The sequence below is a fragment of the Streptomyces sp. NPDC056452 genome, from assembly GCF_042796085.1.
In the GTDB taxonomy this organism is placed as follows: Bacteria; Actinomycetota; Actinomycetes; order Streptomycetales; family Streptomycetaceae; genus Streptomyces.
In genome coordinates this window covers 47,279-73,865 of record NZ_JBHTRI010000040.1, presented here as the reverse complement: position 1 = coordinate 73,865, position 26,587 = coordinate 47,279, and the positions used below count along the sequence as shown (strand labels likewise).

General features: G+C 70.6%; 26 protein-coding genes. 12 read left to right on the top strand and 14 right to left on the bottom strand.

From position 1 onward, the window contains the following. Positions 1 to 60: 60 nt before the first annotated feature. The 4 genes from ACFQ6X_RS30855 to ACFQ6X_RS30840 all read right to left on the bottom strand — a co-directional run bounded on the left by ACFQ6X_RS30855 (position 61) and on the right by ACFQ6X_RS30840 (position 4,207). Positions 61 to 1,332, bottom strand: a complete 1,272-nt coding sequence (locus ACFQ6X_RS30855; RefSeq protein ID WP_383186265.1) for a hypothetical protein — start codon at positions 1,330 to 1,332, stop codon at positions 61 to 63. Further along, positions 1,322 to 1,906 (bottom strand): DUF6114 domain-containing protein, encoded by a 585-nt coding sequence (locus ACFQ6X_RS30850; RefSeq protein WP_383186263.1) that lies wholly within the window; start codon positions 1,904 to 1,906, stop codon positions 1,322 to 1,324. Before ACFQ6X_RS30850 ends, ACFQ6X_RS30855 begins: the two co-directional genes overlap by 11 nt. A 98-nt stretch (positions 1,907 to 2,004) precedes the next feature. Continuing rightward, complete coding sequence (locus ACFQ6X_RS30845) at positions 2,005 to 2,643, bottom strand: DUF6230 family protein (RefSeq protein WP_329207244.1); 639 nt, start codon at positions 2,641 to 2,643, stop codon at positions 2,005 to 2,007. Between the two features lie 598 nt (positions 2,644 to 3,241). After that, positions 3,242 to 4,207, bottom strand: a complete 966-nt coding sequence (locus tag ACFQ6X_RS30840) for a tetratricopeptide repeat protein (RefSeq protein WP_383186261.1) — start codon at positions 4,205 to 4,207, stop codon at positions 3,242 to 3,244. 331 nt (positions 4,208 to 4,538) lie between these two features. Here ACFQ6X_RS30840 and ACFQ6X_RS30835 point away from each other — a divergent pair, with 331 nt between their 5' ends. Continuing rightward, entirely contained in the window at positions 4,539 to 5,165 is a 627-nt protein-coding gene (locus ACFQ6X_RS30835; RefSeq protein ID WP_383186259.1) for a TetR/AcrR family transcriptional regulator, read from the top strand. Between the two features lie 20 nt (positions 5,166 to 5,185). On the opposite strand, the gene ACFQ6X_RS30830 is transcribed toward ACFQ6X_RS30835, so the two are convergent. The 4 genes from ACFQ6X_RS30830 to ACFQ6X_RS30815 form a co-directional block, all read right to left on the bottom strand. Then, positions 5,186 to 6,886: a methylmalonyl-CoA mutase gene (locus tag ACFQ6X_RS30830; protein ID WP_383186257.1), complete on the bottom strand. Its 1,701-nt coding sequence runs from the start codon at positions 6,884 to 6,886 to the stop codon at positions 5,186 to 5,188. 107 nt (positions 6,887 to 6,993) lie between these two features. Next, positions 6,994 to 7,326 carry a DUF3817 domain-containing protein gene (locus ACFQ6X_RS30825; protein ID WP_383186255.1) on the bottom strand — a complete coding sequence of 111 codons (333 nt, stop codon included), beginning with the start codon at positions 7,324 to 7,326 and terminating at the stop codon, positions 6,994 to 6,996. A 55-nt stretch (positions 7,327 to 7,381) separates the two neighbouring features. After that, positions 7,382 to 7,891 carry a MarR family winged helix-turn-helix transcriptional regulator gene (locus ACFQ6X_RS30820; protein ID WP_383186253.1) on the bottom strand — a complete coding sequence of 170 codons (510 nt, stop codon included), beginning with the start codon at positions 7,889 to 7,891 and terminating at the stop codon, positions 7,382 to 7,384. A 31-nt stretch (positions 7,892 to 7,922) separates the two neighbouring features. Next, positions 7,923 to 9,296 (bottom strand): MFS transporter, encoded by a 1,374-nt coding sequence (locus ACFQ6X_RS30815; protein WP_383186250.1) that lies wholly within the window; start codon positions 9,294 to 9,296, stop codon positions 7,923 to 7,925. 71 nt (positions 9,297 to 9,367) lie between these two features. Between ACFQ6X_RS30815 and ACFQ6X_RS30810 the strand changes: the two genes are divergently transcribed. Continuing rightward, positions 9,368 to 10,354, top strand: a complete 987-nt coding sequence (locus tag ACFQ6X_RS30810; RefSeq protein WP_383186248.1) for a DUF5937 family protein — start codon at positions 9,368 to 9,370, stop codon at positions 10,352 to 10,354. A 110-nt stretch (positions 10,355 to 10,464) separates the two neighbouring features. Here ACFQ6X_RS30810 and ACFQ6X_RS30805 read toward each other — a convergent pair whose 3' ends face one another. Together ACFQ6X_RS30805 and ACFQ6X_RS30800 are read right to left on the bottom strand one after the other, a co-directional pair. After that, complete coding sequence (locus ACFQ6X_RS30805; RefSeq protein ID WP_031091528.1) at positions 10,465 to 10,758, bottom strand: MTH1187 family thiamine-binding protein; 294 nt, start codon at positions 10,756 to 10,758, stop codon at positions 10,465 to 10,467. Then, on the bottom strand, positions 10,755 to 11,105 hold the full coding sequence (locus ACFQ6X_RS30800; RefSeq protein WP_383186245.1) for a DUF3817 domain-containing protein: 351 nt from the start codon (positions 11,103 to 11,105) through the stop codon (positions 10,755 to 10,757). The genes ACFQ6X_RS30805 and ACFQ6X_RS30800 overlap by 4 nt, the downstream gene beginning before the upstream one ends. A gap of 169 nt (positions 11,106 to 11,274) precedes the next feature. Between ACFQ6X_RS30800 and ACFQ6X_RS30795 the strand changes: the two genes are divergently transcribed. The 4 genes from ACFQ6X_RS30795 to ACFQ6X_RS30780 all read left to right on the top strand — a co-directional run bounded on the left by ACFQ6X_RS30795 (position 11,275) and on the right by ACFQ6X_RS30780 (position 13,896). Next, positions 11,275 to 11,907, top strand: coding sequence for an AIM24 family protein (locus tag ACFQ6X_RS30795; protein ID WP_329215046.1), 633 nt, complete (start codon positions 11,275 to 11,277; stop codon positions 11,905 to 11,907). Beyond that, a complete protein-coding gene (locus tag ACFQ6X_RS30790; protein WP_329207259.1) occupies positions 11,907 to 12,557 on the top strand; it encodes an AIM24 family protein in 651 nt (216 codons plus the stop codon). Before ACFQ6X_RS30795 ends, ACFQ6X_RS30790 begins: the two co-directional genes overlap by 1 nt. Continuing rightward, positions 12,554 to 13,324 (top strand): AIM24 family protein, encoded by a 771-nt coding sequence (locus ACFQ6X_RS30785; RefSeq protein WP_383186243.1) that lies wholly within the window; start codon positions 12,554 to 12,556, stop codon positions 13,322 to 13,324. Before ACFQ6X_RS30790 ends, ACFQ6X_RS30785 begins: the two co-directional genes overlap by 4 nt. A gap of 95 nt (positions 13,325 to 13,419) precedes the next feature. Further along, the gene (locus ACFQ6X_RS30780; protein WP_329207263.1) at positions 13,420 to 13,896 is read left to right on the top strand and encodes a MarR family transcriptional regulator; all 477 of its coding nucleotides are present in this window, start codon (positions 13,420 to 13,422) and stop codon (positions 13,894 to 13,896) included. Between the two features lie 36 nt (positions 13,897 to 13,932). Here ACFQ6X_RS30780 and ACFQ6X_RS30775 read toward each other — a convergent pair whose 3' ends face one another. After that, positions 13,933 to 15,384: an ATP-binding protein gene (locus ACFQ6X_RS30775; protein ID WP_383186240.1), complete on the bottom strand. Its 1,452-nt coding sequence runs from the start codon at positions 15,382 to 15,384 to the stop codon at positions 13,933 to 13,935. After that, positions 15,381 to 16,040 carry a response regulator transcription factor gene (locus ACFQ6X_RS30770; protein WP_383186238.1) on the bottom strand — a complete coding sequence of 220 codons (660 nt, stop codon included), beginning with the start codon at positions 16,038 to 16,040 and terminating at the stop codon, positions 15,381 to 15,383. Before ACFQ6X_RS30770 ends, ACFQ6X_RS30775 begins: the two co-directional genes overlap by 4 nt. A 116-nt stretch (positions 16,041 to 16,156) precedes the next feature. On the opposite strand from ACFQ6X_RS30770, the gene ACFQ6X_RS30765 reads away from it, so the two are divergent. Beyond that, the gene (locus tag ACFQ6X_RS30765; protein WP_383186236.1) at positions 16,157 to 16,738 is read left to right on the top strand and encodes a PepSY domain-containing protein; all 582 of its coding nucleotides are present in this window, start codon (positions 16,157 to 16,159) and stop codon (positions 16,736 to 16,738) included. A 74-nt stretch (positions 16,739 to 16,812) separates the two neighbouring features. On the opposite strand, the gene meaB is transcribed toward ACFQ6X_RS30765, so the two are convergent. Together meaB and ACFQ6X_RS30755 are read right to left on the bottom strand one after the other, a co-directional pair. Next, entirely contained in the window at positions 16,813 to 17,781 is a 969-nt protein-coding gene (gene meaB / locus ACFQ6X_RS30760; protein ID WP_383186269.1) for a methylmalonyl Co-A mutase-associated GTPase MeaB, read from the bottom strand. Positions 17,782 to 17,819: 38 nt separating this feature from the next. Continuing rightward, entirely contained in the window at positions 17,820 to 19,022 is a 1,203-nt protein-coding gene (locus ACFQ6X_RS30755) for an acetyl-CoA C-acetyltransferase (protein WP_329207268.1), read from the bottom strand. Positions 19,023 to 19,156: 134 nt separating this feature from the next. Here ACFQ6X_RS30755 and mce point away from each other — a divergent pair, with 134 nt between their 5' ends. The 5 genes from mce (at position 19,157) to ACFQ6X_RS30730 (ending at position 26,584) form a co-directional block, all read left to right on the top strand. Next, a complete protein-coding gene (gene mce, locus ACFQ6X_RS30750; RefSeq protein WP_329207270.1) occupies positions 19,157 to 19,585 on the top strand; it encodes a methylmalonyl-CoA epimerase in 429 nt (142 codons plus the stop codon). A gap of 202 nt (positions 19,586 to 19,787) precedes the next feature. After that, positions 19,788 to 23,582, top strand: a complete 3,795-nt coding sequence (gene scy / locus ACFQ6X_RS30745) for a polarized growth protein Scy (RefSeq protein ID WP_383186233.1) — start codon at positions 19,788 to 19,790, stop codon at positions 23,580 to 23,582. A gap of 184 nt (positions 23,583 to 23,766) precedes the next feature. Beyond that, complete coding sequence (locus tag ACFQ6X_RS30740; RefSeq protein WP_383186231.1) at positions 23,767 to 24,705, top strand: cellulose-binding protein; 939 nt, start codon at positions 23,767 to 23,769, stop codon at positions 24,703 to 24,705. 86 nt (positions 24,706 to 24,791) lie between these two features. Further along, a complete protein-coding gene (locus ACFQ6X_RS30735; RefSeq protein WP_383186229.1) occupies positions 24,792 to 25,799 on the top strand; it encodes an ATP-binding cassette domain-containing protein in 1,008 nt (335 codons plus the stop codon). Positions 25,800 to 25,804: 5 nt separating this feature from the next. Then, entirely contained in the window at positions 25,805 to 26,584 is a 780-nt protein-coding gene (locus ACFQ6X_RS30730) for an ABC transporter permease subunit (RefSeq protein WP_383186227.1), read from the top strand. Positions 26,585 to 26,587: the final 3 nt, after the last annotated feature.

Below are 26,587 nucleotides of genomic sequence, written 5' to 3'. Positions count from 1 at the left end.
TCCTGAAGAGGCGCGGCCCGCAGTCGTTGTTGCGGCTCCCGGACGGGTCCGGATCACCGGCTAGCTCGCGCCACCGGTGAAGTAGTTGTGCAGCCCGGGCACCGAGAGGGTGCCGCCGAACTGCCCTGCCTGCGTCACCTTCACGTTCGTGAAGAACGCGAACGGCACGTTCAGCGGCGGCGGGGTCTCCGGGCTGAAGGTGATCGGGATGAGGCCGAAGAGGTTGCCCTTCAGCTCCTCCGTGTACATCGTCACCGTGCCGTTGCGGATCGTGGACGTGGAGCCGCTCCGCGCCTCGACGTGGCCGGTGGTACCGCCCGGGCCGGTCGTGAGCTGGTGAAGGTCCTTGATGTCGATGGAGCTCGCGGTGAACTTCAGCACCTTCTTCGTGCTGCCGTCACCCTTCCTCACCTCGACGATGCCCTTGTAGTCCAGCCCGTTGAGCGTGAGCCTGGACGACTCGAGGATCCACGGGTCGTTCGGGAGCAGCGGGATGCCCTGCTCCAGGTCGGCCGCGGCGAGCGCCTCGGGGTCGGCGGTCGGGCACGGGAAGCGCTCCTTGGCGCCGTCCGGGATGTCCTCGTCCTTCACGGGGTCGAGGCCCTTGGCGCCGTCCTCGAGCTCCTCGACGTCCTTGCCCGCCTTGTCGGCCGCGTCGCGGATGGCGTCGGCGGTCTTGTCGACCGTGTCCTTCGCCGCCTCCGTGGCCTTCTCTACGGGCTTGGTGGTGGCGCTCTCCGCCGGCTTCGGCGTGGCGCTGTCCGCCGGCTCCGGGGCCTCTGTGGTGGCACTGGGGGACGGACTGGCCGTCTCCTTGTCCGGTCCGTCCAGGAGGTCCTTGAGCGCGTCACCGACACCCAGCGGGTCGAGCGGGTTCTTCGACTGGGTGGGCGTCGGCTCGGGTGCCGGAGCCTTGTTCTGCGCCGTGTCGTCCGCCGCGGGAGCGCTCGTGCTCGCACTCGCGGAAGGCTTCGGCTCGGCGCTCTCCTCCTTGCCCGGCTCCTCGTCCTTGTCGGCGGCTTCGCCGGTGGACGTGGCGCTCGGGGTCGGCTTGGCCTCGGGCTCCTGGGACTCGCTCGGTTCGTCGGAGCGCGTCACACAGGGACCGGGGGCGAAGGGTATGTCCCCGCTGTCGTCGGCCAGGGCGAGCTTGGGGGTGAGCCCCATGCCCACGAAGACCGCCGTGGGCATCGCGGCGAGCGCGAACGCCTTCTTCCCTGCGGGCATGTGCAGCTTCGTCAGCAGCGACTTCCTGGGGGCCGCATGGCGCGGCCCGCTTCTCACCCGGGCGTCCTCCCCGGTCGAGTCCGGCTGCGTCTCGTCACCCCGCACTGTTCCTCCCGCCGTTGGCGTCAACGTGTCCGTTCGTGCTGCCGTCGCTCCACGATTCGGATGCGTCGGCACCGTGCGACGGCTCGGCCGCCTGCGCCGGATCGGCGCCGTACTGCGACTCGTTCTGCGGCTCCTGCGGTGCGTACCCGGCGGCGTGCTTGGCCGTCGTCCGCTCGGCGTCGGTCGTGCCCGGCGCCCAGGAAAGGGCGAGGCAGCCGCCGATCATCGAGAGCAGGAACCCGATCAGGAAGCCACCGAGGTTGGACACCGGAATGGAGACCAGCGCCAGCAGGATGGAGGCCACACCGGCGAACACCCGGACGATGTGGTGGTACCACATGGTCAGACCGAGCGTGATCAGCAGGACACCGATGATCAGTGAGCCCGCGCCCGCCGTGGTCGCCATGGCCAGCGTCAGATGGCCGATCTTGAGATTCGCGTACGGGAAGTACGCGATCGGACCGCCACCGAGCGCGGTCAGGAGGCCCGCCCAGAAAGGCCGGGTGTGCCGCCAGTCACGGAACCGCAGCCGCCAGTAGGCGAAGTCGCGGGTGCCTGTGGTCTCGGCGCTCATGGAAAACAGCTCCCTGGAACCGGTCGTGCTGTGAAAAGAAGAGGGAGTCGGACGGGCGGGCCGGCGTGGCCGCCGCCCCGCCCGTCCGGGCGGAGTGCTTAGTAGCACTCCTTGACGCCGTTGTAGAGCTTCATGCTCAGGCCGCTGAGCTTGAAGGTTCCGGCCGTGGTCGCCCACGCCGTCTGCTTCACGTTCCGCAGCTGCGCCCGGTCCGCCTGCTGGGCGAAACCGTTCTCGTTGACGTTCTCGCCGGACTTGATGGCCGGACCCTTGGTGGCGTCCTTCGCCGCAACACCGATGTCGATGTTGGTGAACTCGGCGTCGGCAGACAGGTCCGCGACATCGATGTACAGGTTCTCGGCCGAAACCGGCGTCTTGCCGCCACCGGCCTTCAGCTGAAGGCTGACCGAACCCAGCAGCGGGATGTTCGGCGTGACGACGGACTGGCACATGTTCGTGATCTCAGCCGTCTTGAACGACGAGATCGCGACCGGGTGCAGAGTCTTCTTGTCACCCTTCATCTCCGCGTAGCCGGCGTCTATGCCGCCGTACTGCGAGAAGCCGTGCCCGTCCAGGTAGTCGGCCGACACCTTGAACGACTGGCCCGACACGCTGAACGACGCTGCGAGCGCACCCTGCGCCAGCCCGACGCCCACCGCGGCGGTGGCGAGAACGCTCGGCACCATGACCAGAGCGAAACGCTTCCATCTGGTCCCACCGCGAACTTGGGAACTCATAAATTTCCTCCTTCTCGGACGTACATCTCCGGTACGGGCATCGTGCCCGTCCTGGGATGGGAGAAGTGCTACGTCCTCGGGAAGGAGAGCGCCCGGACCGGAGGCGCGTACCGCATCCGAATCACCGGCGATCACCCCCGAGCGACAACCACTGGTCACGCGTCTGCGCAACCGGTTCGGACAGGCCCTGCCGATGGCAGGAACCCCCCTGTCCGCGATCGGCGCCACTGCCGCCGACCACTCGGTGGGGACCCAACTGGCCGCCGACGCCGACTGGCCGTCGGGCTGGCGGGTATTGGACCGAGCGTGGCCGATCGTGGTGCATTCGCGGCCGCGACACAAGGGGGGTCGTTACTCGCTAGTAACGACCCGATAACCAGGGTGCGACAGGGGGGTACCGTCCGGCCACACAGGGTGGCACCAAAGGGGCGTGCGAACAGTGCGATTGGGGTCCTAAAGCGGACAGATCCCAGGGTGCGATTTACTGCGAGTAACAGCGCGTACTTTTATCAAGATTTGGTAAAGCGAAGGCGCTCATTGTCGTTCGCCCGCGAAAACGGCCGTGGCGCCCCCTGGGCACCACGGCCGTGTTGTCACATCAGAACAAGACGCGCGCCAGGGCAGTTCGCGCGGCGATGACCCTGGGATCGTCCGGGCCGATCACCTCGAAGAGCTCCAGAAGACGCACCCGCACCGTGTCCCTGTCCTCACCGAAATTACGGCGGACGGTCTCGACGAGGCGTCCGAACGCGTCCTCGACATGGCCACCGACGAGATCCAGGTCCGCGGCGGCCAGCTGGGCCGCCGGATCGGCCGGGTTGTCCGCGGCGTCCTTGCGGACCCGCTGCGGGTCCAGGTCGGAGACCCTGCTGAGCAGTTCGGCCTGGGCGAGGCCGAGTTTGGCCTCGGTGTTGGCCGGGTCGTCGGCGAGCACGTTCTTGTACGCCTGGACGGCACCGCTGAAGTCATTGGCGTCCAGCGCCTGTGCGGCGGCTTCCAGAAGCGCGTCGTACGGCCCCGCGGGCACATCGGCCGGGACAGCGTCCTCTGCCGCGTCCACCGCCGCGTCCGGGTCGACCACGATCCCGGTGAGGCCGAACCGCTCCTCGCCCACCTGGATCAGCTGGTCCAGCGTCTGGCGGATCTGGCTCTCGGGGGCCGCGCCCTGGAAGAGCGGGAGGGCCTGCCCGGCCACCACGGCGAAGACCGCGGGAATGCCCTGGATCCCGAACTGCTGCATCAGCATCTGATTGGCGTCGACGTCGACCTTGGCCAGCACGAAGCGGCCGTTGTACTCGGTGGCGAGGCGCTCGAGGAGCGGGCCGAGCTGCTTGCACGGCTCGCACCACTCGGCCCAGAAGTCGATGACTACCGGGACCTCGGCGGAGCGCTGGAGGACGTCGTTCTCGAATCCCGCCTCGTCGACGTCGATCACCAGGGAGGCGGGGGCGACGCCGCCGCCACCACCCTGCCTGGCGGACTCCGCTCGGGCCTGCTCCGCCTTCGCCTTGGCCTCGCCGGCCGCCTTCACAGCGGCGAGGTCGACGACGCCGCTCATGGACATGTTCCTAGGCTGCATACGTACATCCTCCCCCCTGTGCGCACGGATTCGGAAAGCGATCCGTGAACCGCCTCCGTCCACAGCCGCACCGGTGTGCGCGGCGCGTGGACGGAAACGGTTCCGGGGCCCTGAAAAACCCCGTTCTCGGCACCGGATCCCCACCCGGCACCTGTGGCTGTCGATCAGTCGTGGCGCGGGACGGATGAACCATCGTCCTTACGCTACGACCCGTAGCGTAACTGGCCGGACCCCCTCCCGGGCAAGAGTGCCCGGTGATCTGTCTCACGGGCACCGGGACCGGCCAGTGGTACTTACCGGCCGGTATGGTCACCGCATGCTGAGCCGCAGCCACCCCAAACCCACCCGATCGGGACGTCCGCGCAGTGCCGCCGCCGACGAGGCGATCCTGGAGGCGACCCGTGAGTCGCTGGTCGACCTCGGCTGGTCGAAGCTGACGATGGGTGATGTGGCGACCCGCGCGGGGGTCGCCAAGACGACCCTCTACCGCCGCTGGGCCGGGAAGAACGAGCTGGTCGTGGACGCGGTCGCGGTTCTCTTCGACGAACTGGAGCTGCCCGACCTGGGCAGCCTGGCGGCCGACGTGGAGGCCGTGGTGCTTCAGTTCGCGGCGCTGCTGGAACGGCCGGAGACCAAGACGGCGCTGATGGCGGTGGTCGCGGAGTCGACACGCGACGAGGCGCTGCGGGACCGGATCAGGAAGTCCATCGTGGACCGGCAGAAACGCCTGGTCCTCGAGGGCCGGGCGCGCGCGCAGGAGCGCGGCGAGCTGCCCGCCGAGCCGGATGCGGCGACGGCGGCCCGCACCGCGGACCTGATCTTCGATGTGATCGCCGGTGCGGTCGTGCACCGGGCGCTGGTGAGCGCCGAGCCCGTCGATGCCGACTGGGCCCGGCGCTTCACGCTGCTGCTGCTCTCGGGCCTGGGAGCGGCCTCCGCCTAGCAGGCGCGCAGGACTGCCCGTCAGAAGCCGGGCGGCTCCGTGTAGGTGCCCCACTCGTCGCGCAGGACCCCGCAGATCTCGCCCAGGGTCGCCTCGGCCCGTACCGCCTCCAGCATCGGCTCGATCATGTTCGAGCCGTCGCGGGCGGCGGCCAGCATCGCGTCCAGCGCGGCGCCGACCCGGGCTGCGTCCCGGCTCTCCTTGCGTCCGGCGAGGTCGCGCACCTGCTCGCGCTCGACCTCGTGGCTGACCCGGAGGATCTCCAGGTCGCCGGTGACCGAACCGAGCGCGACGTTGACGCCGACGACCCGCTTCTCGCCCTTCTCCAGCGACTGCTGGTACTGGAAGGCCGATTCGGCGATCTCGCCGGTGAACCAGCCGTCCTCGATACCGCGCAGGATGCCGGAAGTCATCGGTCCGATCGGGTGCTTGCCGTCCGGGTGCACCCGGGTGCCGCGCTCCTTGATCTGGTCGAAGATCTTCTCGGCCTCGGCCTCGATGCGGTCGGTGAGCTGCTCGACGTACCAGGAACCGCCCAGCGGGTCCGCCACGTTGGCGACGCCGGTCTCCTCCATCAGCACCTGCTGGGTACGCAGGGCGATCTCGGCGGCCTGCGCGGAGGGCAGCGCGAGGGTCTCGTCCAGGGCGTTGGTGTGCAGCGAGTTGGTCCCGCCGAGGACGGCGGAGAGCGCCTCGACCGCGGTGCGTACGACGTTGTTGTACGGCTGCTGGGCGGTGAGCGAGACACCGGCGGTCTGGGTGTGGAAGCGGAGCCACTGCGCCTTGTCGGTCTGCGCTCCGTACGTCTCCTTCATCCAGCGGGCCCAGATGCGGCGGGCGGCACGGAACTTGGCGATCTCCTCGAAGAAGTCGAGGTGCGCGTCGAAGAAGAAGGAAAGGCCCGGGGCGAAGGTGTCCACGTCGAGCCCGCGGGAGAGGCCGAGCTCCACGTAGCCGAAGCCGTCGGCCAGCGTGTAGGCGAGCTCCTGCGCGGCCGTCGCACCGGCTTCGCGGATGTGGTAGCCGGAGACGGAGAGGGGCTTGTAGGCGGGGATGTCGCGGGCGCAGTGCTCCATCAGGTCGCCGATGAGGCGCAGATGGGGCTCGGGCTGGAAGAGCCACTCCTTCTGCGCGATGTACTCCTTGAAGATGTCGGTCTGGAGCGTCCCGTTGAGGACTCCCGGGTCGACGCCCTGGCGCTCGGCGGCGACCAGGTACATGCAGAAGACCGGGACGGCGGGACCGCTGATCGTCATCGAGGTGGTGACGTCGCCGAGCGGGATGTCCTTGAAGAGGACCTCCATGTCGGCGGCGGAGTCGATGGCCACACCGCAGTGGCCGACCTCGCCGAGCGCGCGGGGGTCGTCGGAGTCGCGGCCCATCAGGGTCGGCATGTCGAAGGCGACACTGAGGCCGCCGCCGCCGGCGTCCAGGATCATCTTGTAGCGCTCGTTGGTCTGCTCGGCGTTGCCGAAGCCGGCGAACTGGCGGATGGTCCAGGTGCGGCCGCGGTACCCCGTGGCGTGGAGCCCCCGGGTGAAGGGGTACTCGCCGGGCCAGCCGATCCGCTCGAACCCCTCGTACGTGTCACCGGGGCGGGGCCCGTACGCGGGCTCCACCGGATCCCCGGAGAGCGTGGTGAAGTCCGCGTCGCGCTTGCGGGCCTTGTCGTAACGGGCCTGCCAGCGGAGGCGGCCTTCCTCGATCGCGTCAGCGTCCATGGTTCAAATTTACTAGGACGTCCTAGTAAATGTCGATGGCAAACCGCCCGGTGCTTTGCACGGGGCGGTTCGGCGGGGCGTGGAGGGGTACGGTCCGGGCGGTCCGGTCAGGCCTTGACGGCCTGCGCGGAGCCGTCCGCGATCAGCGGCTCGACCTCCTGGGCGACCTTGCGCTCGACGAAGAACGCGGCCGTCGGGATGGTGCCGGAGACAAGCACCCAGAGCAGCTTGCCGAGCGGCCACTTCGCCTTGGAGCCGAGGTCGAAGGCGAAGACCAGGTAGATGATGTAGAGGACACCGTGGACCTGCGAGACCACGAGGGTGAGGCCCTCGCCGGTGTCGAATCCGTACTTGAAGACCATGCAGGTGCACAGCACCAGCAACATGACGGCGGTGACATAGGCCATCACCCGGTAGCGGGTCAGCACACTGCGTTTCATGGCATCGAGACTAGCCGGACGACCTGGGCGATCTTGCAGCGCCCTGCCCCTGCGGTCACCGGTCCTCGAAGTCCTGGGCGGCCACCCGGAGGGGGCGCAGCATAGCGAAGATCTCGGCGCACTCCTCGGCGTCGTACACCCCGAGCCCGAAGTCCATCGCCATCAGGTCCCGCGTGGCCGCCTCGACGACCTCACGGCCCTTGTCGGTGATGGAGGCGAGGGTTCCGCGGCCGTCGTTGGGGTTGGGCCGCTTGTCGACCAGTCCGGACCGCACCAGGCGGTCGACGGTGTTGGTCACGGAGGTGGGGTGCACCATGAGCCGCTCGCCGATCTTGGACATCGGCAGCTCACCGGCCTTGGAGAAGGTGAGCAGGACCAGTGCCTCGTAGCGGGCGAAGGTCAGCCCGTACGGCTTGACCACCGCGTCCACCTCGGCGAGCAGGATCTGCTGGGCCCGCATGATCGAGGTGATCGCTCCCATGGAGGGCACCGGCCCCCAGCGCCGGTGCCAGAGTTCCTCGGCGCGGGCGATGGGATCGAAGGGAAGGCTGAGCGGCTTCGGCACGGCACGACCTTACCCACTGGTCACATGCCGGTCAGCCCTGTCTCGCACTTCGGTACCGGACGCCTGTTCTACGGACCTCGGCGACCAGGAAGAGGGTGCACACGGTGCCGATCACCCCGGAGGACGCGACCACCTGGTGCACCGGGAAGAACTCGGCGGCCAGACCGGCCAGGGCCATGCCGATGCCCTGGACCGTCATCAGACCGGCGGTGAGCAGGGTCATCGCCCGGCCCCGCAGATGCTCGGGAACCGCGTCGACGAACCACTGGTCGAGCCCGATCACGTACGCAGCCCCCGCCCCCGCCAGGACCAGGGCCGCCACGGTCAGGGCCATGCCTGGCCGGAACGCGTACGCCACCAGGGGCAGCAGCCCGAGCGCCGCCACCGGCAGGACGATCCGCGAGCGGGCCCGGGGGCCGAGGACGGTCCCCGTGTACAGCTCGGCGCCGATGTGGCCGACGGCCATGGCGCACATCAGCAGCCCGAGCGCGGCCGGTCCCACGCCGATCGCGTCCGCGTACGGTGCGGCGAGCGCCTCCGGAGCGACCACGAAGAGCGCGGGCACCCAGAACAGGAGCATCAGCGCCCGGATCCTGCGGTCGGCGAGGACGACACGGGCCCCGGCGAGCGAGTCCCTCATGAGCGCACCGCCCCCCTCGCCGCCGGCGCGGGCGGGCCTGGCGCGGGTACCGAGGCGCAGCAGCAGCGCCGAGCAGAGGAACGTGCCCGCGGTGATCGTGATCGCCCCGCGCGGTGACAGCGCCGCGAGCAGCACCCCGCCCGCGCCGAAGCCGATGAGCAGGGCGCTCTGCGAGACGAGGCGCAGCAGCGAACGCCCCAGGACGTAGAGGTCGCCCTCGCCGAGGATGTCGGTGAGGGCCGCCATCCGCGTCCCGGTGAAGACGGGCGCCACGGCGGCCACGAGGCAGCGCAGCGCGAGGAGCCCGCCGACAGGGGTGCCCGGCAGCACCATCACCGCGACGCAGCCGGCACAGATCAGGTCGCAGGTGACGAGGACCCGGCGGGCCGGGTAGCGGTCGGCGACCCCGGCGAAGAGCGTGCCGCCGACGAGGTACGGGAGGAAGCCGAGCGCGAAGGTGAGCGCGGAGAGCAGCGGCGAACCGGTCAGGTCGTAGACGAGGACGGTGAGGGCGAGCTCGCTGACGACGACGCCGAGGAGGGACAGCAGGTGCGCGGCGAACACGGCACGGAACTCCCGTACTGCGAACACGGCACCGTAGCCCCCCGCGGGCTTCCCGGCCGGCTGCGGAGACTGCTCCCGGAGCGCGGGCGCCGGGCCCGGGCCGGGGTGGGCGGCGCGCTCCGGGGGCACAGCCGGGAGCGGCACATCGGGGGCGGGGATGGTGCGGGGTGTACCCGCCTGGTCGCGGTCGTCGCTCGGCATGGGCGCAGCTTGCCCGGCCGGATCCGCCCGCCCGTAGACTTTCGGCTGACGCCGAAACTTGACGGGGCCGCATGCCGTTCCACCTGTACTTCGACGAGAGCGACCTGCTCCGCTGCCGCTTCGCGCTCTCGCCGCTCTGGGAGACCCAGGAGGCCGTCCGCACGCTGTCGCGCCCCGGGCGGCACGGCTACCACCTCCCCTGGCTGCGCCGGATCCGCGAGGACGCCGCGGCCCTGGATCTCGAACCGCTCTGGCGGCTGATGCCCGAGGGCGGCCACAACCCGGACTTCGTGTGCCCGCCGCCCGTCGGTCCGTTCACCACCTTCGAGGAGGAGATCGCCGCGGTGCGGGCGGTCGATCCGCTCGTCGCCAGGGACGACATGGCGCGGGCGCTCGCCGACAAGCCCGGCAGCCTGGACTCGCCCGCCGGGCGGCGGCTGCTGGCCGACCCCGCACGGGCGGTCCAGGAGCTCGCGGATCTGCTGGAGCGCGCCTGGCAGGTCCTGGTCGAGCCGCACTGGCCGCGGCTGCGGGCCCTGCTCGAGGCGGACATCGCCTACCACTCGCGCCGCCTCGCCGAGGTCGGCTTCGAGCGGCTGCTCGGCGAGATCAGCCCGCAGCTGCGCTGGTCAGGGTCGACCCTCACCGTGGTCGGCACCCGGGGGGACCACACCAGGGTCCTGGGCGGTCAGGGGCTCGTCCTCATGCCCAGCGTCTTCGTGTGGCCCGATGTCGTCGGCGGCTACGAGCCGCCGTGGCTGCCCGCGGTGATCTACCCGGCACGCGGCATCGGCGGACTGTGGACGGAGTCCGCCGAGCGGACCCCCGAAGCGCTCGCCCGGCTGCTGGGAAGGGCACGGGCCGATGTGCTGTGCGCGCTGGACGAACCCGCCGGGACCAGCGCCCTGGCCCACCGGCTCTCGCTCGCGCCCTCCTCCGTGTCCGCGCATCTGTCGGTGCTGCGCACGGCGGGACTGCTCACCTCGCGGCGGTACGGGCACCAGGTGCTGTACGAACGCACGCCGCTCGGCATCGCCCTGACGGCGCAGGACCCGTGAGCGCGCCCAGCCGGCCCTGACCCGTCCGAGCGAGGGGTACTCGCCCCCGGACGGGACGAGCCCCCGGCGTGGTGCCGGGGGCTCGGTGGGCGCGGTGCGACGGCCGGGCGTCAGCCCGCGAGGTGCCGCTCGACCGTCTCGACCTTGGAGGTCAGTCCGTCGGTGACCCCCGGCCTGATGTCGGCCTTCAGCACCAGGGACACCCGTCCGGCGCGGGCCTCGACGGCGGCGACGGCGCGCTTGACGACGTCCATCACCTCGTCCCACTCACCTTCGACGGAGGTGAACATCGCGTCCGTGCGGTTGGGCAGTCCGGACTCGCGAACGACGCGCACGGCGTCGGCGACGTACTCGCCGACGTCCTCGCCCACACCCAGCGGGCTCACGGAGAAGGCGACGATCATGCGCTGACCGTGCCTTCGGCGCGGGCGCGGGCGGCGATGACGCCGTCGGCCTCGTACTGCTTGAGGAGCTTGTCGCCGTACAGCCCGCCGAACGGCAGGAGCGCGAAGAGGAAGAAGAGCGCGACGCGCTTGAGCGGCCACTTGGCCTTGACCCATACGTCGAGCAGCAGCACGGCGTAGATCACGAAGAGCACACCGTGGAGGATGCCGAGCGGCTTCATCAGGAAGTCGATGTCCGAGACCCGGCTGAGGACCGAGCCGAAGAGGATCAGGGCCGGGAAGGAGAGCGCCTCGGGAATCGAGATGAGGCGCAGCCGGTGCAGGGCGGTAGCGGTCTTGATGTCCACGTGGGCACCTTCGGTGGGAGGGGGCGTTACGGCTTGTGAACGCAGGCACAAGCAGAGCCATTGTGGCATCGCCCCCGGCCGGGTTGTCCCTGAGGGTCCACTCCGGGACACATCGTCCCCAGGGGCCCTGTTCTGTCGGGTGCGGTCGGGCTACCGTCGCTTCGTGGCAATGTTCCGGCTCCAGGGCAGCAAGACGCTCGCCGTCGATCTGACGGGCGATGCGGTCAGAGCGAAGAACGGCTCGATGGTCGCGTACGACGGCCGGATGGCCTTCAAGAAGATGTCCGGCGGCGGTGAGGGGGTCCGAGGCATGGTGACCCGCCGGCTGACCGGCGAACAGATGACGATGATGGAGGTGAAGGGGCAGGGGACCTGCTACTTCGCCGACCGGGCGAGCGAGATCAATCTGGTCTCGCTGCACGGCGACAAGCTGTACGTCGAGGCGAGCAATCTGCTGGCCACCGACGCCGGGCTGCGCACCGGCACCACCTTCACCGGCCTGCGCGGCGGGGCGAGCGGCAACGGGCTGTTCACCACCACCGTCGAGGGCACCGGGCAGGCGGCGATCATGTCGGACGGCTCGGCCGTGGTGCTGCGGGTGACGCCCCAGTACCCGCTGAACGTCGACCCGGGCGCCTACATAGCGCACCAGGGAAATCTTCAGCAGCACTTCCAGTCCGGGGTCGGTTTCCGGACGTTCATCGGGGAGGGCTCCGGGGAGTCGTTCCAGATCCGCTTCGAGGGCGACGGCCTCGTCTATGTGCAGCCGAGCGAGCGGAACACCGTCGGAGGCGATGTCTGATGCCGTTCCGTGAGATCAACTCGAAGATGGTCGAGGCCACGGTGGTGCCCGGCCAGAAGATGTACAGCCAGCGGGGCGCGATGCTCGCCTACCGCGGTGATGTGTCGTTCACCCCGAACATCCAGGGCGGACAGGGCGGCCTGGCGTCGATGATCGGCCGGCGGGTCGCCAACGAGGCGACCCCGCTGATGACGGTCGAGGGCAGCGGCACGGTGATGTTCGGCCACGGCGGCCACCACGTCCAGGTGATCGGGCTGTCCGGCGACACCCTCTACGTGGAGGCCGACCGGTTGCTCGCCTTCGACGGGACGCTCCAGCAGGGCACGATGTTCATGGGCTCGCAGGGCGGCGTGATGGGCATGGTCCGCGGCCAGGTGACCGGTCAGGGCCTGTTCACCACGACGCTCAAGGGGCACGGGGCGGTCGCCGTGATGGCGCACGGCGGAGTGATCGAACTGCCGATCACCCCGGGGCGCCCGGTACATGTGGACCCGCAGGCGTATGTCGCCCACCACGGCGACGTGACGAACAAGCTCTCCACCGCACTGGGCTGGCGCGACATGGTGGGGCGCGGCTCCGGCGAGGCGTTCCAGCTGGAGCTCAGCGGTAATGGCGCGGTGTACGTCCAGGCGTCGGAGGAGAAGCTGTGAGCACGCCCGTGATCCACGATCCGACGACGCTGCCGTCGGACGACAACGTCAACGCCTACACCTTCTGCGTGGAGCTCAAGGGGAGCCAGTGGTTCCTGCAGAAGGGCAAGATGATCGCCTACTACGGGCGGATCGACTTCAACGGAATAGGGCACGGCCGTTTCGACCGGCTGATCCGCACGAGCTTCCACTCGCCGCTGCACGCGAGCGACTGGGTGGTGGCCGAGGGCAGCGGGAAGATGCTGCTGGCGGACCGGGCCTTCGACGTGAACTCCTTCGACCTGGAGAACGGCAATCTGACGATCCGGTCCGGGAACCTGCTGGCGTACCAGCCGACGCTGGCGCTGAAGCAGTCGATCGTGCCGGGCTTCCTGACCCTGATCGGCACGGGGAAGTTCGTGGCCGCCTCCAACGGCCCGGTCGTCTTCATGGAGCCGCCGGTGCGGGTCGACCCGCAGGCCCTGGTGGGCTGGGCGGACTGCCCCTCGCCGTGCCACCACTACGACCACGGCTACATGACGGGCGTGATGGGCGGGCTCAGGTCGCTGACCGGGGTCGGCGGTACGTCGGGCGAGGAGCACCAGTTCGAGTTCGTCGGGGCGGGCACGGTCCTGCTGCAGTCGACCGAGGTACTGATGCCCGACCGGGCGACGGGCGCGACCCCGCACGAGCCGGGGGTTCCGGGCAGCGGCGGTGCGGGTCAACCCGGGTCCATGCCCCGCATACCCGGTCAGCTGGGGGACCTCCAGCGTCGCTTCGGATTGTGAACGGTACTCTGCGGAGTGTGACGCGGGGCATCGCGTGCGCGGTGTCACACCCCCCAATTTCGTCCGTCTTTCAACTTCTTAGGTAGAATCCATACATGGAGACCGAGACGGCCACCCGTTGGCTGACCGATGCGGAGCAGTGTGCCTGGCGCACCCACCTGGACGTCAGCAGACTGCTGACCCACCAGCTGGAGAAAGACCTCCAGCCGTTCGGGCTGACCATGAACGACTACGAGATCCTGGTCAACCTCTCGGAGTCGGACGACCAGCGCATGCGGATGAGCGACCTCGCCGCGGCCACTCTGCAGTCCAAGAGCAGGCTCTCGCACCAGATCACCCGCATGGAGACCGCGGGTCTCGTGCGGCGTGAGCACTGCGAGTCGGACCGGCGCGGGCTGTACGCGGTGCTCACCGAGCTCGGCGCGGAGACGATGCGCAAGGTCGCGCCGCACCACGTCGAATCGGTACGCAGGCACTTCATGGACCTGCTGTCGCCGGAGGCGCTCGCGGACCTGCACGCCGCACTGACACCGATCGCTGACCACCTGCGCGGACGGCGCGGCAAGCCGTAGGGCCTCCCGCCCGGATCCTGGCGCCCGCAGGACCGGCTACGACCGCGGCAGCCGCAGTGTGAACAGCGCCCCGCCCTGCGGCGCCGTACCCACCGTGAGCGTGCCGCGGTGGCGGGTCGCCACATCGCGGGCGATGGCAAGGCCCAGACCCGCCCCTCCGTCGTCCCGGCTGCGTGCGTCGTCGAGACGGACGAAGCGCTCGAAGATCCGGTCGTGCTCCTTCTCGGGGACGCCAGGGCCGTCGTCCGTGACCGCGACGAGCACATCGCCCCGGTCCGCCGACACGGACACCGCCACCGAACGCTCCGCGTGGCGCTCGGCGTTGTCGAGCAGGTTGCCGACCACCCGCGTCAGCTGCCCGCGCGAACCACGGACCTCCAGCGGCCCGGACCCCGAGACGGACACCGCCACCGCGATCCGGTCCCCCGTGCGCTGCGGGACCTCCTCGCGGACCAGCGCCCCCAGATCGACCACCGCCCGCCCCGGCCGCTCCCCCGCGTCCAGCCGGGCCAGCAGCAGCAGATCCGCGGCCAGCACCTGCAGCCGTACGGTGTCGGCCACCGCGCCCGGCACATCCAGGAGCTCCGGATGCGCGGCGCCGACCTCCAGCTGGGTGCGCAGCGAGGCGATGGGGCTGCGCAGCTCGTGCGAGGCGTCCGCGACGAAGCGCCGCTGCCGGCCCACCGAGGCCTCGAGGACGGTCAGGGTCTCGTTGGTGGTGCGGGCCAGCCGGGCGATCTCGTCGCGCGAGCCCGGCTCCGGCACCCGTCGGCCGAGGTCCTGGGACGCGGTGATCGCGGCCAGTTCCCGCCGGATGCCCTCGACCGGTCGCAGCGCGCGCCTGGTGACCAGCCAGGTGACCCCGGCGACGACGAGCAGCAGGACGGGCAGTCCGGTCAGCATCGTGGTGCGTACGGAGTCCACGGCCTCCTGTTCGGCGGCGAGCGGGGCGCCCGCGTGGACGATCACCGGGAGGCCCGCCCGTGTGACGGCCTCGACGGCGGCGAAGCGGTAGTCGGCCGTGTCACCCTCGACGGTGGCGCTGCCGTTGCTGAAGTCGGGGTCGTCGGAGGAGACTTCGCCGCGGTCCGGGTCGCTGCCGCGGCTGCCGTCGTCCTCGTCCTCGCCGTCGTCACCGCGACCCGAGTCGTCCCCGGAGCTCCCGGCCGACGCCGAGGGAGCCGGGGTGACCTCTGACGTGGTGGTCCCCGAAATGGCCTCCAGCCCCTCCGAGACGACCAGGACGCGCCCTTCCTCGTCGGTCACCTGGACCGGGTGGACGTCCTCGTCACTCAGGTCCAGATCCTCGTACGGCACGTCCAGGGCGACCTGCCCGGCCACCTCGCGCGCCACGACCTCCGCCTCCAGGCCGGCCCGGTCCGTCAGGTTGCCGCGCAGCACCTGTAGCACCACGAGCCCGGCGGCCACCAGGGCCACGGCGACGACCAGGGTGGCGCCCAGGGCGGCTCTGGCCCGTACGGACCTCACAGCGCCTCCAGGCGGTAACCCGCCCCGCGCACCGTACGGATGGACGCCGCGCCGAGCTTGCGCCGCAGGGTGCTGATGTAGACCTCGACGATGTTCGGGTCGCCGTCGTACGCGAAGTCCCAGACGTGCTCCAGGATGTCGGCCTTGCTGACCACCTCGCCGGCCCGCAGCGCGAGCTGCTCCAGGACGGCGAACTCCTTGGTCGTGAGGGTGACTTCGTCCTCCCCCCGGTGGACCCGGCGCGCGGCGGTCTCCACCCGCAGCGTGCCGACGGTGAGCACCGGCGAGGCGGTGCCGCCCCGGCGGCGCAGCAGCGCCCGGACCCGGGCGACGAGCACGACGTACGAGAACGGCTTGGTCAGATAGTCGTCGGCCCCGGTGTCGAGGCCCTCCGCCTCGTCGTACTCCCCGTCCTTCGCGGTCAGCATCAGGATCGGCACCTCGTGGCCGGCGGCACGCAGTTCGGCACAGACCCGGTAGCCGTTCATGCCGGGCAGCATGATGTCCAGGACCACGAGGTCGTGGACGCCCTCACGGGCCCGGTACAGCCCTTCGAGGCCGTCGTGCACGACATCCACGGCGAAGCCCTCTGCGGTGAGTCCCCTGGCCAGGGACACCGCCAGACGCTTCTCGTCCTCCACGATCAACAGGCGCATGGGGACAGCCTCCCAAACCGAACCTGAAGACGGCTTCAGGTGGCTTCAGGCTGCGTTCAGCATCGCTGGGCCAGTGTGGGTCCCGTCGCACCGCACATCCATCGGGGAGGAACCTCATGCAGCGCAACATCGCCGTCATCGCCGTCGCCGCAGCCGTGCTCATCGGCGGCGGGGCCGCGGCCGCCGCCGCGTTCACGGACAACGAGAGCAGCGGTGGCAACAACAGCAGCAACAGCAGCCGGAAGGACTCGGCACCGGTCGCGGTGACGGGCGACTCGGTCAGCATCGACGACGCCGTGGCCGCCGCGCTGAAGGCCGTCCCGGGCAGGGTGATCGAGGCGGAGCTGGACGACGACGACAGCAAGGGGCTGGTCTGGGAGCTCGATGTGTACGGCTCCGACAAGGTCTGGCACGACGTGAAGGTCGACGCCGACAACGCGAAGGTGCTGTCCGACCGGGGCGACGCCGACAACCGGCGCCCGGTGCCCGGTTCGGACCGTGTCTCGGTGATCGCCGCGGTGGAAGCCGCCCGCGGGGCGGAGCCGGGCACGGTGACGTCCGTGGACCTGGACGGCGACGACGGCACGCTGGTCTGGGACGTCGACATCGCCGGCAAGGACGGCAGGAGCCACGAACTGGACGTGGACGCGAAGACGGCCGACGTCAGCGGGAGCAAGGACGACGGGGACGACAACTGACGGTCTCCCGGCGCCGTGCGGCGCCGATCGGCGGTTCCCGGGCAGCCCGCACGCCGCCCGGAATCCGCCGGCCGTCAGTCGTCGGCCGGGAGCCCGGTGAGCCCCGCCACCAGCTCGTCCGCCGCCGCGTACGGGTCGAGGCTGCCGGCCACGATCCGTGCCGCCAGCGCGTCCAGCCGCCGGTCTCCGTGGAGATCGGCGATCCGCTCGCGCAGGGCGGTGACGGCGATCGTCTCGACCTCGCGGGCGGCGCGTGCCGTGCGCCGTTCGGCCAGGACGCCGTGCTCCTCCATCCAGGCCCGGTGCTTCTCGAGCGCCTCGACGACCTCGTCGATGCCCTCGCCCCGGGCGGCGACCGTCTTCACGATCGGCGGCCGCCAGTCGCCCGGCCCCCTGGACTCCCCGAGCCCCAGCATGTGGTTGAGCTCGCGGGCGGTGGCGTCCGCGCCGTCCCGGTCGGCCTTGTTGACGACGTACACGTCGCCGATCTCCAGGATTCCGGCCTTCGCCGCCTGGATGCCGTCGCCCATGCCCGGGGCGAGCAGGACGACGGAGGTGTCGGCCTGGGAGGCGATCTCCACCTCCGACTGGCCGACGCCCACCGTCTCCACGAGGATCACGTCGCAGCCCGCCGCGTCCAGCACCCGGATCGCCTGCGGAGCGGACCAGGCGAGGCCGCCCAGATGGCCGCGGGTGGCCATCGAGCGGATGTAGACGCCCGGGTCGGAGGCGTGCTCCGACATCCGGACCCGGTCACCGAGGAGCGCGCCCCCGGAGAACGGGGACGACGGGTCGACGGCCAGGACCGCGACCCGCTTCCCGGCCTTCCGGTAGGCGGAGACCAGCGCCGAGGTCGAGGTGGACTTGCCGACACCCGGCGAACCCGTGAGCCCGACGACGTACGCATGACCCGCGAGCGGTGCCAGGGCCGCCATCACCTCGCGCAGCTGGGGCGAGGCCCCCTCCACCAGGGAGATGAGCCGGGCCACCGCACGCGGCCTGCCCCGGCGTGCCTGCTCGACCAGGGTGGGGACGTCCACCATCACGCTCGGTCTCCTCGCTCGCTCATACGTACGGCTGACTACTTGCCCGGAACGCGGATGATCAACGCATCGCCCTGACCGCCGCCGCCGCACAGTGCGGCCGCACCGGTGCCACCGCCGCGCCGCTTCAGCTCCAGCGCCAGGTGCAGCACCACACGGGCGCCGGACATGCCGATCGGGTGGCCGAGGGCGATGGCGCCGCCGTTCACGTTGACCTTGTCGGGGGTGACGCCGAGGTCCTTCATCGACTGGACCGCGACGGCCGCGAAGGCCTCGTTGATCTCGATGAGGTCGAGGTCCTCGACGCCGATGCCCTCCTTCTTCACGGCGTGCCGGATCGCGTTGGACGGCTGCGACTGGAGCGAGTTGTCCGGGCCCGCCACATTGCCGTGGGCGCCGATCTCGGCGATCCAGTCCAGGCCCAGCTCCTCGGCCTTGGCCTTGCTCATGACGACGACCGCGGCGGCGCCGTCGGAGATCTGCGAGGAGGTACCCGCGGTGATCGTGCCGTCCTTGGCGAACGCGGGGCGCAGCTTGCCGAGCGACTCGGCGGTCGTCTCGGGGCGGATGCCCTCGTCCTTGGAGAAGAGGACCGGGTCGCCCTTGCGCTGGGGGATCTCGACCGGGGTGATCTCGGCCTCGAAGATCCCGTTCTTCTGGGCAGCCGCGGCGCGCTGGTGGGACAGGGCACCGATCTCGTCCTGGGCCGCACGGTCCAGTCCGAGGCGGGTGTTGTGCTTCTCGGTGGACTCACCCATCGGGATGTTCTCGTAGGCGTCGGTCAGACCGTCGTACGCCATGGAGTCGAGCATCTCGATCGCGCCGTACTTGTAGCCCTCGCGGGACTTCGGCAGCAGGTGCGGGGCGTTGGTCATCGACTCCTGGCCGCCGGCCACCACGACGTCGAACTCACCGGCGCGGATCAGCTGGTCGGCGAGAGCGATCGCGTCGAGCCCGGACAGGCACACCTTGTTGATGGTGAGCGCGGGAACGTTCATCGGGATTCCGGCCTTGACCGCTGCCTGGCGCGCCGGGATCTGCCCTGCCCCGGCCTGGAGCACCTGGCCCATGATCACATACTCGACCTGGTCGCCGCCGATGCCGGCCCGGTCGAGGGCGGCCTTGATGGCGACGCCTCCGAGGTCGGCTCCGGAGAAGGTCTTCAGCGAGCCGAGGAGACGGCCCATGGGCGTACGGGCGCCCGCGACGATCACTGAGGTGGTACCGGTCGTTCCTGACATGAGGCGCAGCCCCTTGGATTGATTGTGAACGAGGGTTTACCTGAATGTACTGAGCAGTACCGCGCCCGTCATCCGGCAGCGGGTGTGATCGCGCGCACGTTGCGTAACCATCCCCGGAGCGCTGCACTGGTTCCATGCTGACGCGAATCGACCACATCGGAATCGCCTGTTTCGACCTCGACAAGACGGTGGAGTTCTACCGCGCGACCTACGGGTTCGAGGTGCACCACTCCGAGGTCAACGAGGAGCAGGGTGTCCGGGAGGCCATGCTCAAGATCAACGACACCTCGGACGGCGGGGCTTCGTACCTCCAGCTGCTGGAACCGACCCGTGAGGACTCGGCCGTGGGCAAGTGGCTGGCAAAGAATGGGGAGGGTGTCCACCACATCGCGTTCGGGACCGCGAACGTGGACGAGGACGCCGCGGACATCCGCGAGAAGGGCGTCCGGGTGCTGTACGACGAGCCCAGGACCGGGTCGATGGGGTCCAGGATCACCTTCCTGCACCCCAAGGACTGCCACGGCGTACTGACGGAACTGGTCACTGCCCGGGCAGAGCACTGACCTGACCGATACCCGGCCCGGTAGAGTGGGCGGCTCCGGGCCGGGGCCGGGTCGGGGCCGCGCCGCGTCCTCGCCGTTGATCTGTCACCATTCCCCGGGGGACCGTTCGCCGGCGAGCGGTACTCGTATGGAGTTGCGACCAGGGTTGGGGTCTCCCCTGCTCGAACGAAGTTGAGAGCTCGGGGAAGGATGGGACCGCGCAGTGCGGGGCTACGAAAGCCAGCAGAGCCACCGAGCTGACGACGACCATCTCTCGCGGTTCGAAGCCGAGATGGACCGGCTGAAGACCGACCGGGAGAAGGCCGTCCAGCACGCCGAGGACCTCGGTTACCAGGTCGAGGTTTTGCGTGCCAAGCTGCACGAGGCCCGGCGCAATCTCGCGACCCGTCCCGCGCACGACAGCGCGGACATCGGCTATCAGGCCGAACAACTGCTCCGCAATGCCCAGATCCAGGCCGACCAGCTGCGCACCGACGCCGAGCGCGAGCTGCGCGAGGCCAGGGCCCAGACCCAGCGGATCCTGCAGGAGCACGCGGAGCACCAGGCCCGCCTGCAGGCCGAATTGCACACCGAGGCGGTGCAGCGGCGTCAGCGGCTCGACCAGGAGCTGGCGGAGCGCCGCCAGACCGTCGAGTCCCACGTCAACGAGAACGTCGCCTGGGCCGAGCAGCTGCGGGCCCGCACCGAGTCCCAGGCCCGCAGGCTCCTGGAGGAGTCGCGCGCCGAGGCCGAGCAGTCGCTGGCCGCCGCCCGCAGCGAGGCGGCCCGGCTCGCGGAGGAGACCCGCCAGCGCGTCGGATCCGAGTCCGAGTCGGCCCGCGCCGAGGCCGAGGCCACGCTGCTGCGGGCCCGCCGGGACGCCGAACGGCTGCTCAACGCCGCCTCCACGCAGGCCCAGGAAGCCACCAGTCACGCCGAGCAGTTGCGCTCGTCGGCCACCGTCGAGACCGACCAGACCCGGCAGCAGACCGCGGAGCTGAACCGCGCCGCCGAGCAGCGCATGCAGGAGGCCGAGACCCGGCTGCGCGAGGCCCGGCTGGAGGCCGAGAAGGTCGTCGCCGAGGCGAAGGAGGCCGCGGTCAAGCGGCTGGCCGGCGCCGAGTCGCAGAACGAGCAGCGCACCCGCACGGCCAAGTCCGAGATCGCACGGCTGGTCGGCGAGGCCACGAAGAACGCCGAGACGCTCAAGGAAGAGGCCGAGCAGGCGCTCGCCGACGCCCGCGCCCAGGCCGAGCGGCTGGTCGCCGAGGCCGGCGAGAAGGCCCGCACGGTGGCCGCCGAGGACGCCGCGGCCCAGCTCGCCAAGGCGGCCCGCTCCGCCGAGGAGGTCCTGACCAAGGCCTCCGACGACGCCAAGTCCACCACCAAGGCGGCCGGCGAGGAAGCCGAGCGGATCCGCCGCGAGGCGGAGTCCGAGGCGGACCGGCTGCGCGGCGAGGCGGCCGAGCAGGCCGACCAGCTCAAGGGCGCGGCCAAGGACGACACCAAGGAGTACCGGGCCAAGACGGTCGAGCTGCAGGAGGAGGCGCGCAGGCTGCGCGGCGAGGCCGAGCAGCTGCGCTCCGAGGCGGTCGCCGAGGGCGAGCGCATCCGCGGCGAGGCGCGCCGCGAGGCCGTCCAGCAGATCGAGGAGGGTGCCCGCACCGCCGAGGAGCTGCTGACCAAGGCGAGGTCGGACGCCGACGAGCTGCGTACCTCCGCGGGGGCGGAGAGCGAGCGCGTGCGGACCGAGGCGGTCGAGCGCGCCGCCACCCTGCGCAAGCAGGCCGAGGAAGCGCTGGAGCGCAGCCGTACCGAGACGGACAAGCTGCGCGCCGAGGCCGAGGAGCAGGCCGCTTCCCTGACGGCCGCGGCCGAGGAGGCCGCGGAGGGCCTTCGCGCGGAGACCGAGCGCGCCATAGAGGCCCGCAAGGACGACGCCGCCGAAGAGCTGACCCGTCTGCACACGGAGGCGGAGACCCGGGTCACCGCCGCCGAGCAGGCGCTGAGCGAGGCCCGTACGGAGGCGGAGCGGATCCGCCGCGAGACGAGCGAGGAGTCCGAGCGGCTGCGCGCGGAGGCCGCCGAACGGCTGCGTACGCTCCAGGAGCAGGCCGCGACCGAGGCCGACCGGCTGCGGGACGAGGCCGCCGCCGAGGCCGCCCAGTCCCGCGCCGAGGGCGAGTCCGTCGCCGTACGGCTGCGCACCGAGGCCGCCACCGAGGCGGAGCGGCTCAGGACCGAGGCACAGGAGAGCGCCGACCGGGTGCGCTCCGAGGCCGCAGCCGCCGCCGAGCGCGTGGGTACGGAGGCCGCCGAGGCCCTCTCCGCCGCACAGGAGGAGGCGAACCGGCGCCGCCGCGAGGCCGAGGAGACGCTCGGTGCCGCGCGCGCCGAGGCGGAGCAGGAGCGCGAGAGGGCCCGCGAGCAGAGCGAGGAGCTGCTGGCATCCGCCCGCAAGCGGGTCGAGGAGGCGCAGGCCGAGGCGCAGCGCCTGGTCGAGGAGGCGGACTCCCGGGCGACCGAGATGGTCTCCGCGGCCGAGCAGACCGCCCAGCAGGTGCGGGACTCCGTCACCGGGCTCCAGGAGCAGGCCGAGCAGGAGATCGCCGGACTGCGGTCCGCCGCGGAGCACTCCGCGGAACGTACGAGGACCGAGGCCCAGGAGGAGGCGGACCGGGTACGCGCCGACGCCTACGCCGAGCGTGAGCGGGCCACCGAGGACGCCAACCGGATCCGCCAGGTCGCGCACGAGGAGTCGGAGGCCGCGAAGTCGCTGGCCGAGCGGACCGTCTCCGAGGCGATCACCGAGTCGGAGAAGCTGCGCTCGGACAGCGCGGAGTACAGCCAGCGGGTCCGTACCGAGGCATCCGACGCGCTCGCCTCGGCGGAACAGGACGCCTCGCGCGCCCGCGCCGAGTCCCGCGAGGACGCCAACCGGATCCGTTCCGAGGCGGCGGCCCAGGCCGACCGGCTCATCGGTGAGGCGACGAACGAGAGCGAGCACGTCCGTACCGAGGCCGCTGAGCAGTCGGAGCGCCTCCTCGGCGAGGCGACCGACGAGGCGGAGCGGCTGCGCGCGGAGGCCGCGCAGACCGTGGGTTCGGCGCAGGAGCACGCGGCCCGTACCCGCGAGGAGTCGGAGCGGGTGCGCGCCGACGCGGAGTCCGCGGCCGAGCAGATGCGCGCGGAGGCCCGCCAGGAGGCGGATCGGATGCTGGACGAGGCGCGCGACGCCGCGGCGAAGCGCCGCACCGAGGCGGCCGAACAGGCCGACCAGCTCGTCAACAAGGCCCAGGAGGAGGCGCTGCGCGCCGCCACCGAGGCCGAGGGACAGGCCGACAGGATGGTCGGGGCCGCGCGCAACGAGGCCGTACGGATCACCTCGGAGGCGACGGTCGAGGGCAACTCCCTGGTGGAGCGGGCCCGTACCGACGCGGACGAGCTGCTGGTCGGCGCCCGCCGGGACGCGACCGCGACGCGGGAGCGGGCGGAGGAGCTCAGGGCCCGGCTGGAGAGCGAGATCGAGGAGCTGCACCAGCGCGCCCGCCGGGAGACGTCCGAGCAGATGAAGACGGCCGGCGAGCGCGTCGACAAGCTGATGAAGGCGGCGACAGAGCAGCGCGCGGAGGCCGAGGCGAAGGCCAAGGAGCTGCTGTCGGACGCGAATTCGGAGGCGAGCAAGGTGCGTATCGCCGCCGTGAAGCGCGCCGAGTCGCTCCTGAAGGAAGCCGAGCTCAAGAAGGCCGGGCTGACCCGCGAGGCCGAGAAGCTGCGCGCCGACGCCGAGGTGGAAGCGAAGCAGATGGTGGACGAGGGCCGTCGCGAGCTGGATCTACTCGTCCGCAGACGCGAGGACATCAATACGGAAATTTCCCGTGTCCAGGACGTGCTCGAGGCGTTGGAGTCTTTCGAGGCTCCGGGCGGGACCGGCAAGGCGGCGGGCGGCAACGCCGCGGGCGTCAAGGCGGGCGCCGCCGCAGGTACACGAGCGGGTGGCAAGGCCTCGGACGGGTGACCGGTCCGCCGCATCGCGCACTTCGGCATGAACATTCAAACGTTCGGGTGGCAAGCGCTCCCGAGGTCAGCCACTCAAAAGGGGTGTCATTCTCCATACCAAAGCGGCATCTTCACGTTGACACGCCGCCCAGGCCCCTAGGATTCCCTCTAACACCTCACCGGTCTCATTCGACAGGAACCCCATGAGCGACCCTTCCTCCCCCTTCGGCTTCGAGCTCGTGCGACGTGGATACGACCGCGGTCAGGTGGACGACCGCATTACCAAACTCGTCGCCGACCGTGACAGTGCTCTCGCCCGCATCACCTCTCTGGAAAAGCGCATCGAGGAGCTTCACCTCGAGACGCAGAACGCCCAGGCCCAGGTCAACGACGCCGAGCCGTCGTACGCCGGTCTCGGTGCCCGCGTCGAGAAGATCCTCCGCCTCGCCGAGGAGGAGGCGAAGGACCTGCGTGAGGAGGCCCGTCGCGCGGCCGAGCAGCACCGCGAGCTGGCCGAGTCGGCCGCCCAGCAGGTGCGCAACGACGCGGAGTCGTTCGCGGCCGAGCGCAAGTCGAAGGCCGAGGACGAGGGCGTTCGCATCGTCGAGAAGGCCAAGGGCGAAGCGAGCACGCTGCGCACCGACGCCCAGAAGGACGCCCAGCAGAAGCGCGAGGAGGCGGACGCCCTCTTCGAGGAGACCCGCGCCAAGGCCGCCCAGGCCGCCGCGGACTTCGAGACGAACCTCGCCAAGCGCCGCGAGCAGTCGGAGCGCGACCTCGCGTCCCGTCAGGCGAAGGCCGAGAAGCGTCTGGCCGAGATCGAGCACCGCGCCGAGCAGCTCCGCCTCGAGGCCGAGAAGCTCCGCACGGACGCCGAGCGCCGGGCCCGCCAGACGGTGGAGACCGCGCAGCGCCAGGCGGAGGACATCGTCGCCGACGCGAACGCGAAGGCCGACCGGATCCGCAGCGAGTCCGAGCGCGAGCTGGCTGCGCTCACCAACCGCCGCGACTCGATCAACGCGCAGCTGACCAACGTCCGCGAGATGCTGGCGACGCTGACCGGTGCCGCCGTGGCCGCCGCCGGCTCCCCCGCCGACGAGGAGCCCGCCTCCCGAGGCGTCCCGGCCCAGCAGACCCGCTGACCCGTCCGTACATCAGTTGTACCCCTTGCGCGCCCGGTTCCGCCTTTGTGGTGGCGCCGGGCGCGCGGCCGTTCTAGCGTGAACGCATGATCGAGCTCGACGGCCTCACCAAGCGCTTCGGCAACAAGGTTGCCGTCGACCATTTGTCATGCCGGATCAGACCGGGAATGGTGACGGGGTTCCTCGGCCCGAACGGGGCGGGCAAGTCCACCACCATGCGCATGATGCTCGACCTCGACAATCCGACCAGCGGTTCCGTGCGCATCGACGGCAAGCACTACCGCGAGCTGCAGGAGCCGCTGAAGCACATCGGGGCCCTGCTGGACGCCAAGTCGATGCACGGCGGGCGCAGCGCGTACAACAATCTCCTCTGTCTCGCACAGAGCAATCGCATCCCCGCGAGCCGGGTCTCCCACGTGCTCGACACGGTCGGTCTCAGCGCGGTGGCGAGGAAGAAGTCCAAGGGTTTCTCCCTCGGTATGGGCCAGCGGCTGGGAATCGCGGCGGCGCTGCTCGGTGATCCCGAGATCCTGATGTTCGACGAACCGGTCAACGGTCTGGACCCCGAGGGAATTCACTGGATCCGGAATCTGATGAAGGCCCTCGCCTCGGAAGGCCGGACGATCTTCGTTTCCTCCCATCTGATGAGCGAAATGGCCCTCACCGCGGATCACTTGATCGTGATCGGCCAGGGCAGGCTGCTCGCCGACACCTCCATGGCCGACTTCATCCACGAGAACTCCCGCAGTTATGTGCGGATGCGTTCCCCGGAGCAGGAGAGGCTGCGCGACGCGCTGCACGCCGAGGGCATCGTGGCGGTCGAGTCGGGCAACGGCACGCTGGAGATCGACGGCGCCACCACGGAACAGCTCGGCGAGTTCGCCGCCGGGCACGGGTTCGTCCTGCACGAGCTCAGCTCCCAGCGGGCCTCGCTGGAGGAGGCCTTCATGCAGATGACCGCGGGCTCCGTGGAGTACCACGCACATTCCGACCGGGACGAGGAGCAGCCCCCGCCCGTGGGCCCGCACTGGGGCGACCAGTGGAACCAGCAGCCCGGCAGCGTTGCTCCCGGCGACGAAGCGAAGGGGGTGTGACGGCGATGGCATCGGTGCCCGCGGTCCTCAATTCCGAATGGACCAAGATCCGTACGGTCTCCTCGACCACCTGGACCCTGATCTCCGCGTTCGCCGTCACCATCGCGATGGGGGCGGCGCTCAGCGCGTTGCTGAACGCCCAGTTCGACGACCTGTCCGATGCGGAGCGCGCCACGTTCGACCCCACGTTCGTCGGGTTCTCCGGGATGATCCTCGGCCAGCTCGCGATGGTCGTCTTCGGTGTCCTCGTGGTCGGCACCGAGTACAGCTCCGGAATGATCCGCACCTCGCTCGCGGCCGTACCGCAGCGGGGCTCGTTCCTGTTCAGCAAGATCGCGGTGGCGGGCGGCCTGGCCCTGGTGGTCGGCCTCGCCACCAGCTTCGTGACCTTCTTCCTGAGCCAGGCCCTGCTGGGCGACCACCGTACGGACATCGGCGCGGACAACGTGCTGCGCGCGGTCGTCGGCGGCGGGCTCTACATGGGCCTGATCGCGGTCTTCTCCATGGGCGTGGCCACGATGCTGCGCAGTTCGATGCTCTCGCTCGGCATCCTGATGCCCTTCTTCTTCCTCGTCTCGCAGATCCTGTCGGCGGTCCCGGGTGCCAAGAGCGTGGCCCGCTACTTCCCCGACCAGGCCGGATCCAAGATCATGCAGGTGGTTCCCGACGCCATGAACAGCGATCCGGCGCCGTACGGGCCATGGGGCGGGCTCGGCATCATGGCCCTGTGGGTGGTGGCGGCGGTGGCCGGCGGCTACCTCGTGCTCAAGAAGCGGGACGCGTAGCCC

Bases quoted from the DNA above. Each gene is read 5' to 3' on its own strand.
- ACFQ6X_RS30740 (WP_383186231.1), top strand. From the start codon at position 23,767: ATGAGCGACCCTTCCTCCCCCTTCGGCTTCGAGCTCGTGCGACGTGGA.
- ACFQ6X_RS30735 (WP_383186229.1), top strand. From the start codon at position 24,792: ATGATCGAGCTCGACGGCCTCACCAAGCGCTTCGGCAACAAGGTTGCC.
- ACFQ6X_RS30730 (WP_383186227.1), top strand. From the start codon at position 25,805: ATGGCATCGGTGCCCGCGGTCCTCAATTCCGAATGGACCAAGATCCGT.
- ACFQ6X_RS30825 (WP_383186255.1), bottom strand. From the start codon at position 7,326: ATGAAACGCAGTGTGCTGACCCGCTACCGGGTGATGGCCTATGTCACC.
- meaB (WP_383186269.1), bottom strand. From the start codon at position 17,781: ATGGTGGACGTCCCCACCCTGGTCGAGCAGGCACGCCGGGGCAGGCCG.
- ACFQ6X_RS30765 (WP_383186236.1), top strand. From the start codon at position 16,157: ATGCAGCGCAACATCGCCGTCATCGCCGTCGCCGCAGCCGTGCTCATC.
- ACFQ6X_RS30795 (WP_329215046.1), top strand. From the start codon at position 11,275: ATGTTCCGGCTCCAGGGCAGCAAGACGCTCGCCGTCGATCTGACGGGC.
- ACFQ6X_RS30830 (WP_383186257.1), bottom strand. From the start codon at position 6,886: ATGGACGCTGACGCGATCGAGGAAGGCCGCCTCCGCTGGCAGGCCCGT.
- ACFQ6X_RS30840 (WP_383186261.1), bottom strand. From the start codon at position 4,207: ATGTCCATGAGCGGCGTCGTCGACCTCGCCGCTGTGAAGGCGGCCGGC.
- ACFQ6X_RS30790 (WP_329207259.1), top strand. From the start codon at position 11,907: ATGCCGTTCCGTGAGATCAACTCGAAGATGGTCGAGGCCACGGTGGTG.
- ACFQ6X_RS30780 (WP_329207263.1), top strand. From the start codon at position 13,420: ATGGAGACCGAGACGGCCACCCGTTGGCTGACCGATGCGGAGCAGTGT.
- ACFQ6X_RS30810 (WP_383186248.1), top strand. From the start codon at position 9,368: ATGCCGTTCCACCTGTACTTCGACGAGAGCGACCTGCTCCGCTGCCGC.
- ACFQ6X_RS30805 (WP_031091528.1), bottom strand. From the start codon at position 10,758: ATGATCGTCGCCTTCTCCGTGAGCCCGCTGGGTGTGGGCGAGGACGTC.
- ACFQ6X_RS30815 (WP_383186250.1), bottom strand. From the start codon at position 9,296: ATGCCGAGCGACGACCGCGACCAGGCGGGTACACCCCGCACCATCCCC.
- ACFQ6X_RS30755 (WP_329207268.1), bottom strand. From the start codon at position 19,022: ATGTCAGGAACGACCGGTACCACCTCAGTGATCGTCGCGGGCGCCCGT.
- mce (WP_329207270.1), top strand. From the start codon at position 19,157: ATGCTGACGCGAATCGACCACATCGGAATCGCCTGTTTCGACCTCGAC.
- ACFQ6X_RS30850 (WP_383186263.1), bottom strand. From the start codon at position 1,906: ATGAGCGCCGAGACCACAGGCACCCGCGACTTCGCCTACTGGCGGCTG.
- ACFQ6X_RS30835 (WP_383186259.1), top strand. From the start codon at position 4,539: ATGCTGAGCCGCAGCCACCCCAAACCCACCCGATCGGGACGTCCGCGC.
- ACFQ6X_RS30770 (WP_383186238.1), bottom strand. From the start codon at position 16,040: ATGCGCCTGTTGATCGTGGAGGACGAGAAGCGTCTGGCGGTGTCCCTG.
- ACFQ6X_RS30845 (WP_329207244.1), bottom strand. From the start codon at position 2,643: ATGAGTTCCCAAGTTCGCGGTGGGACCAGATGGAAGCGTTTCGCTCTG.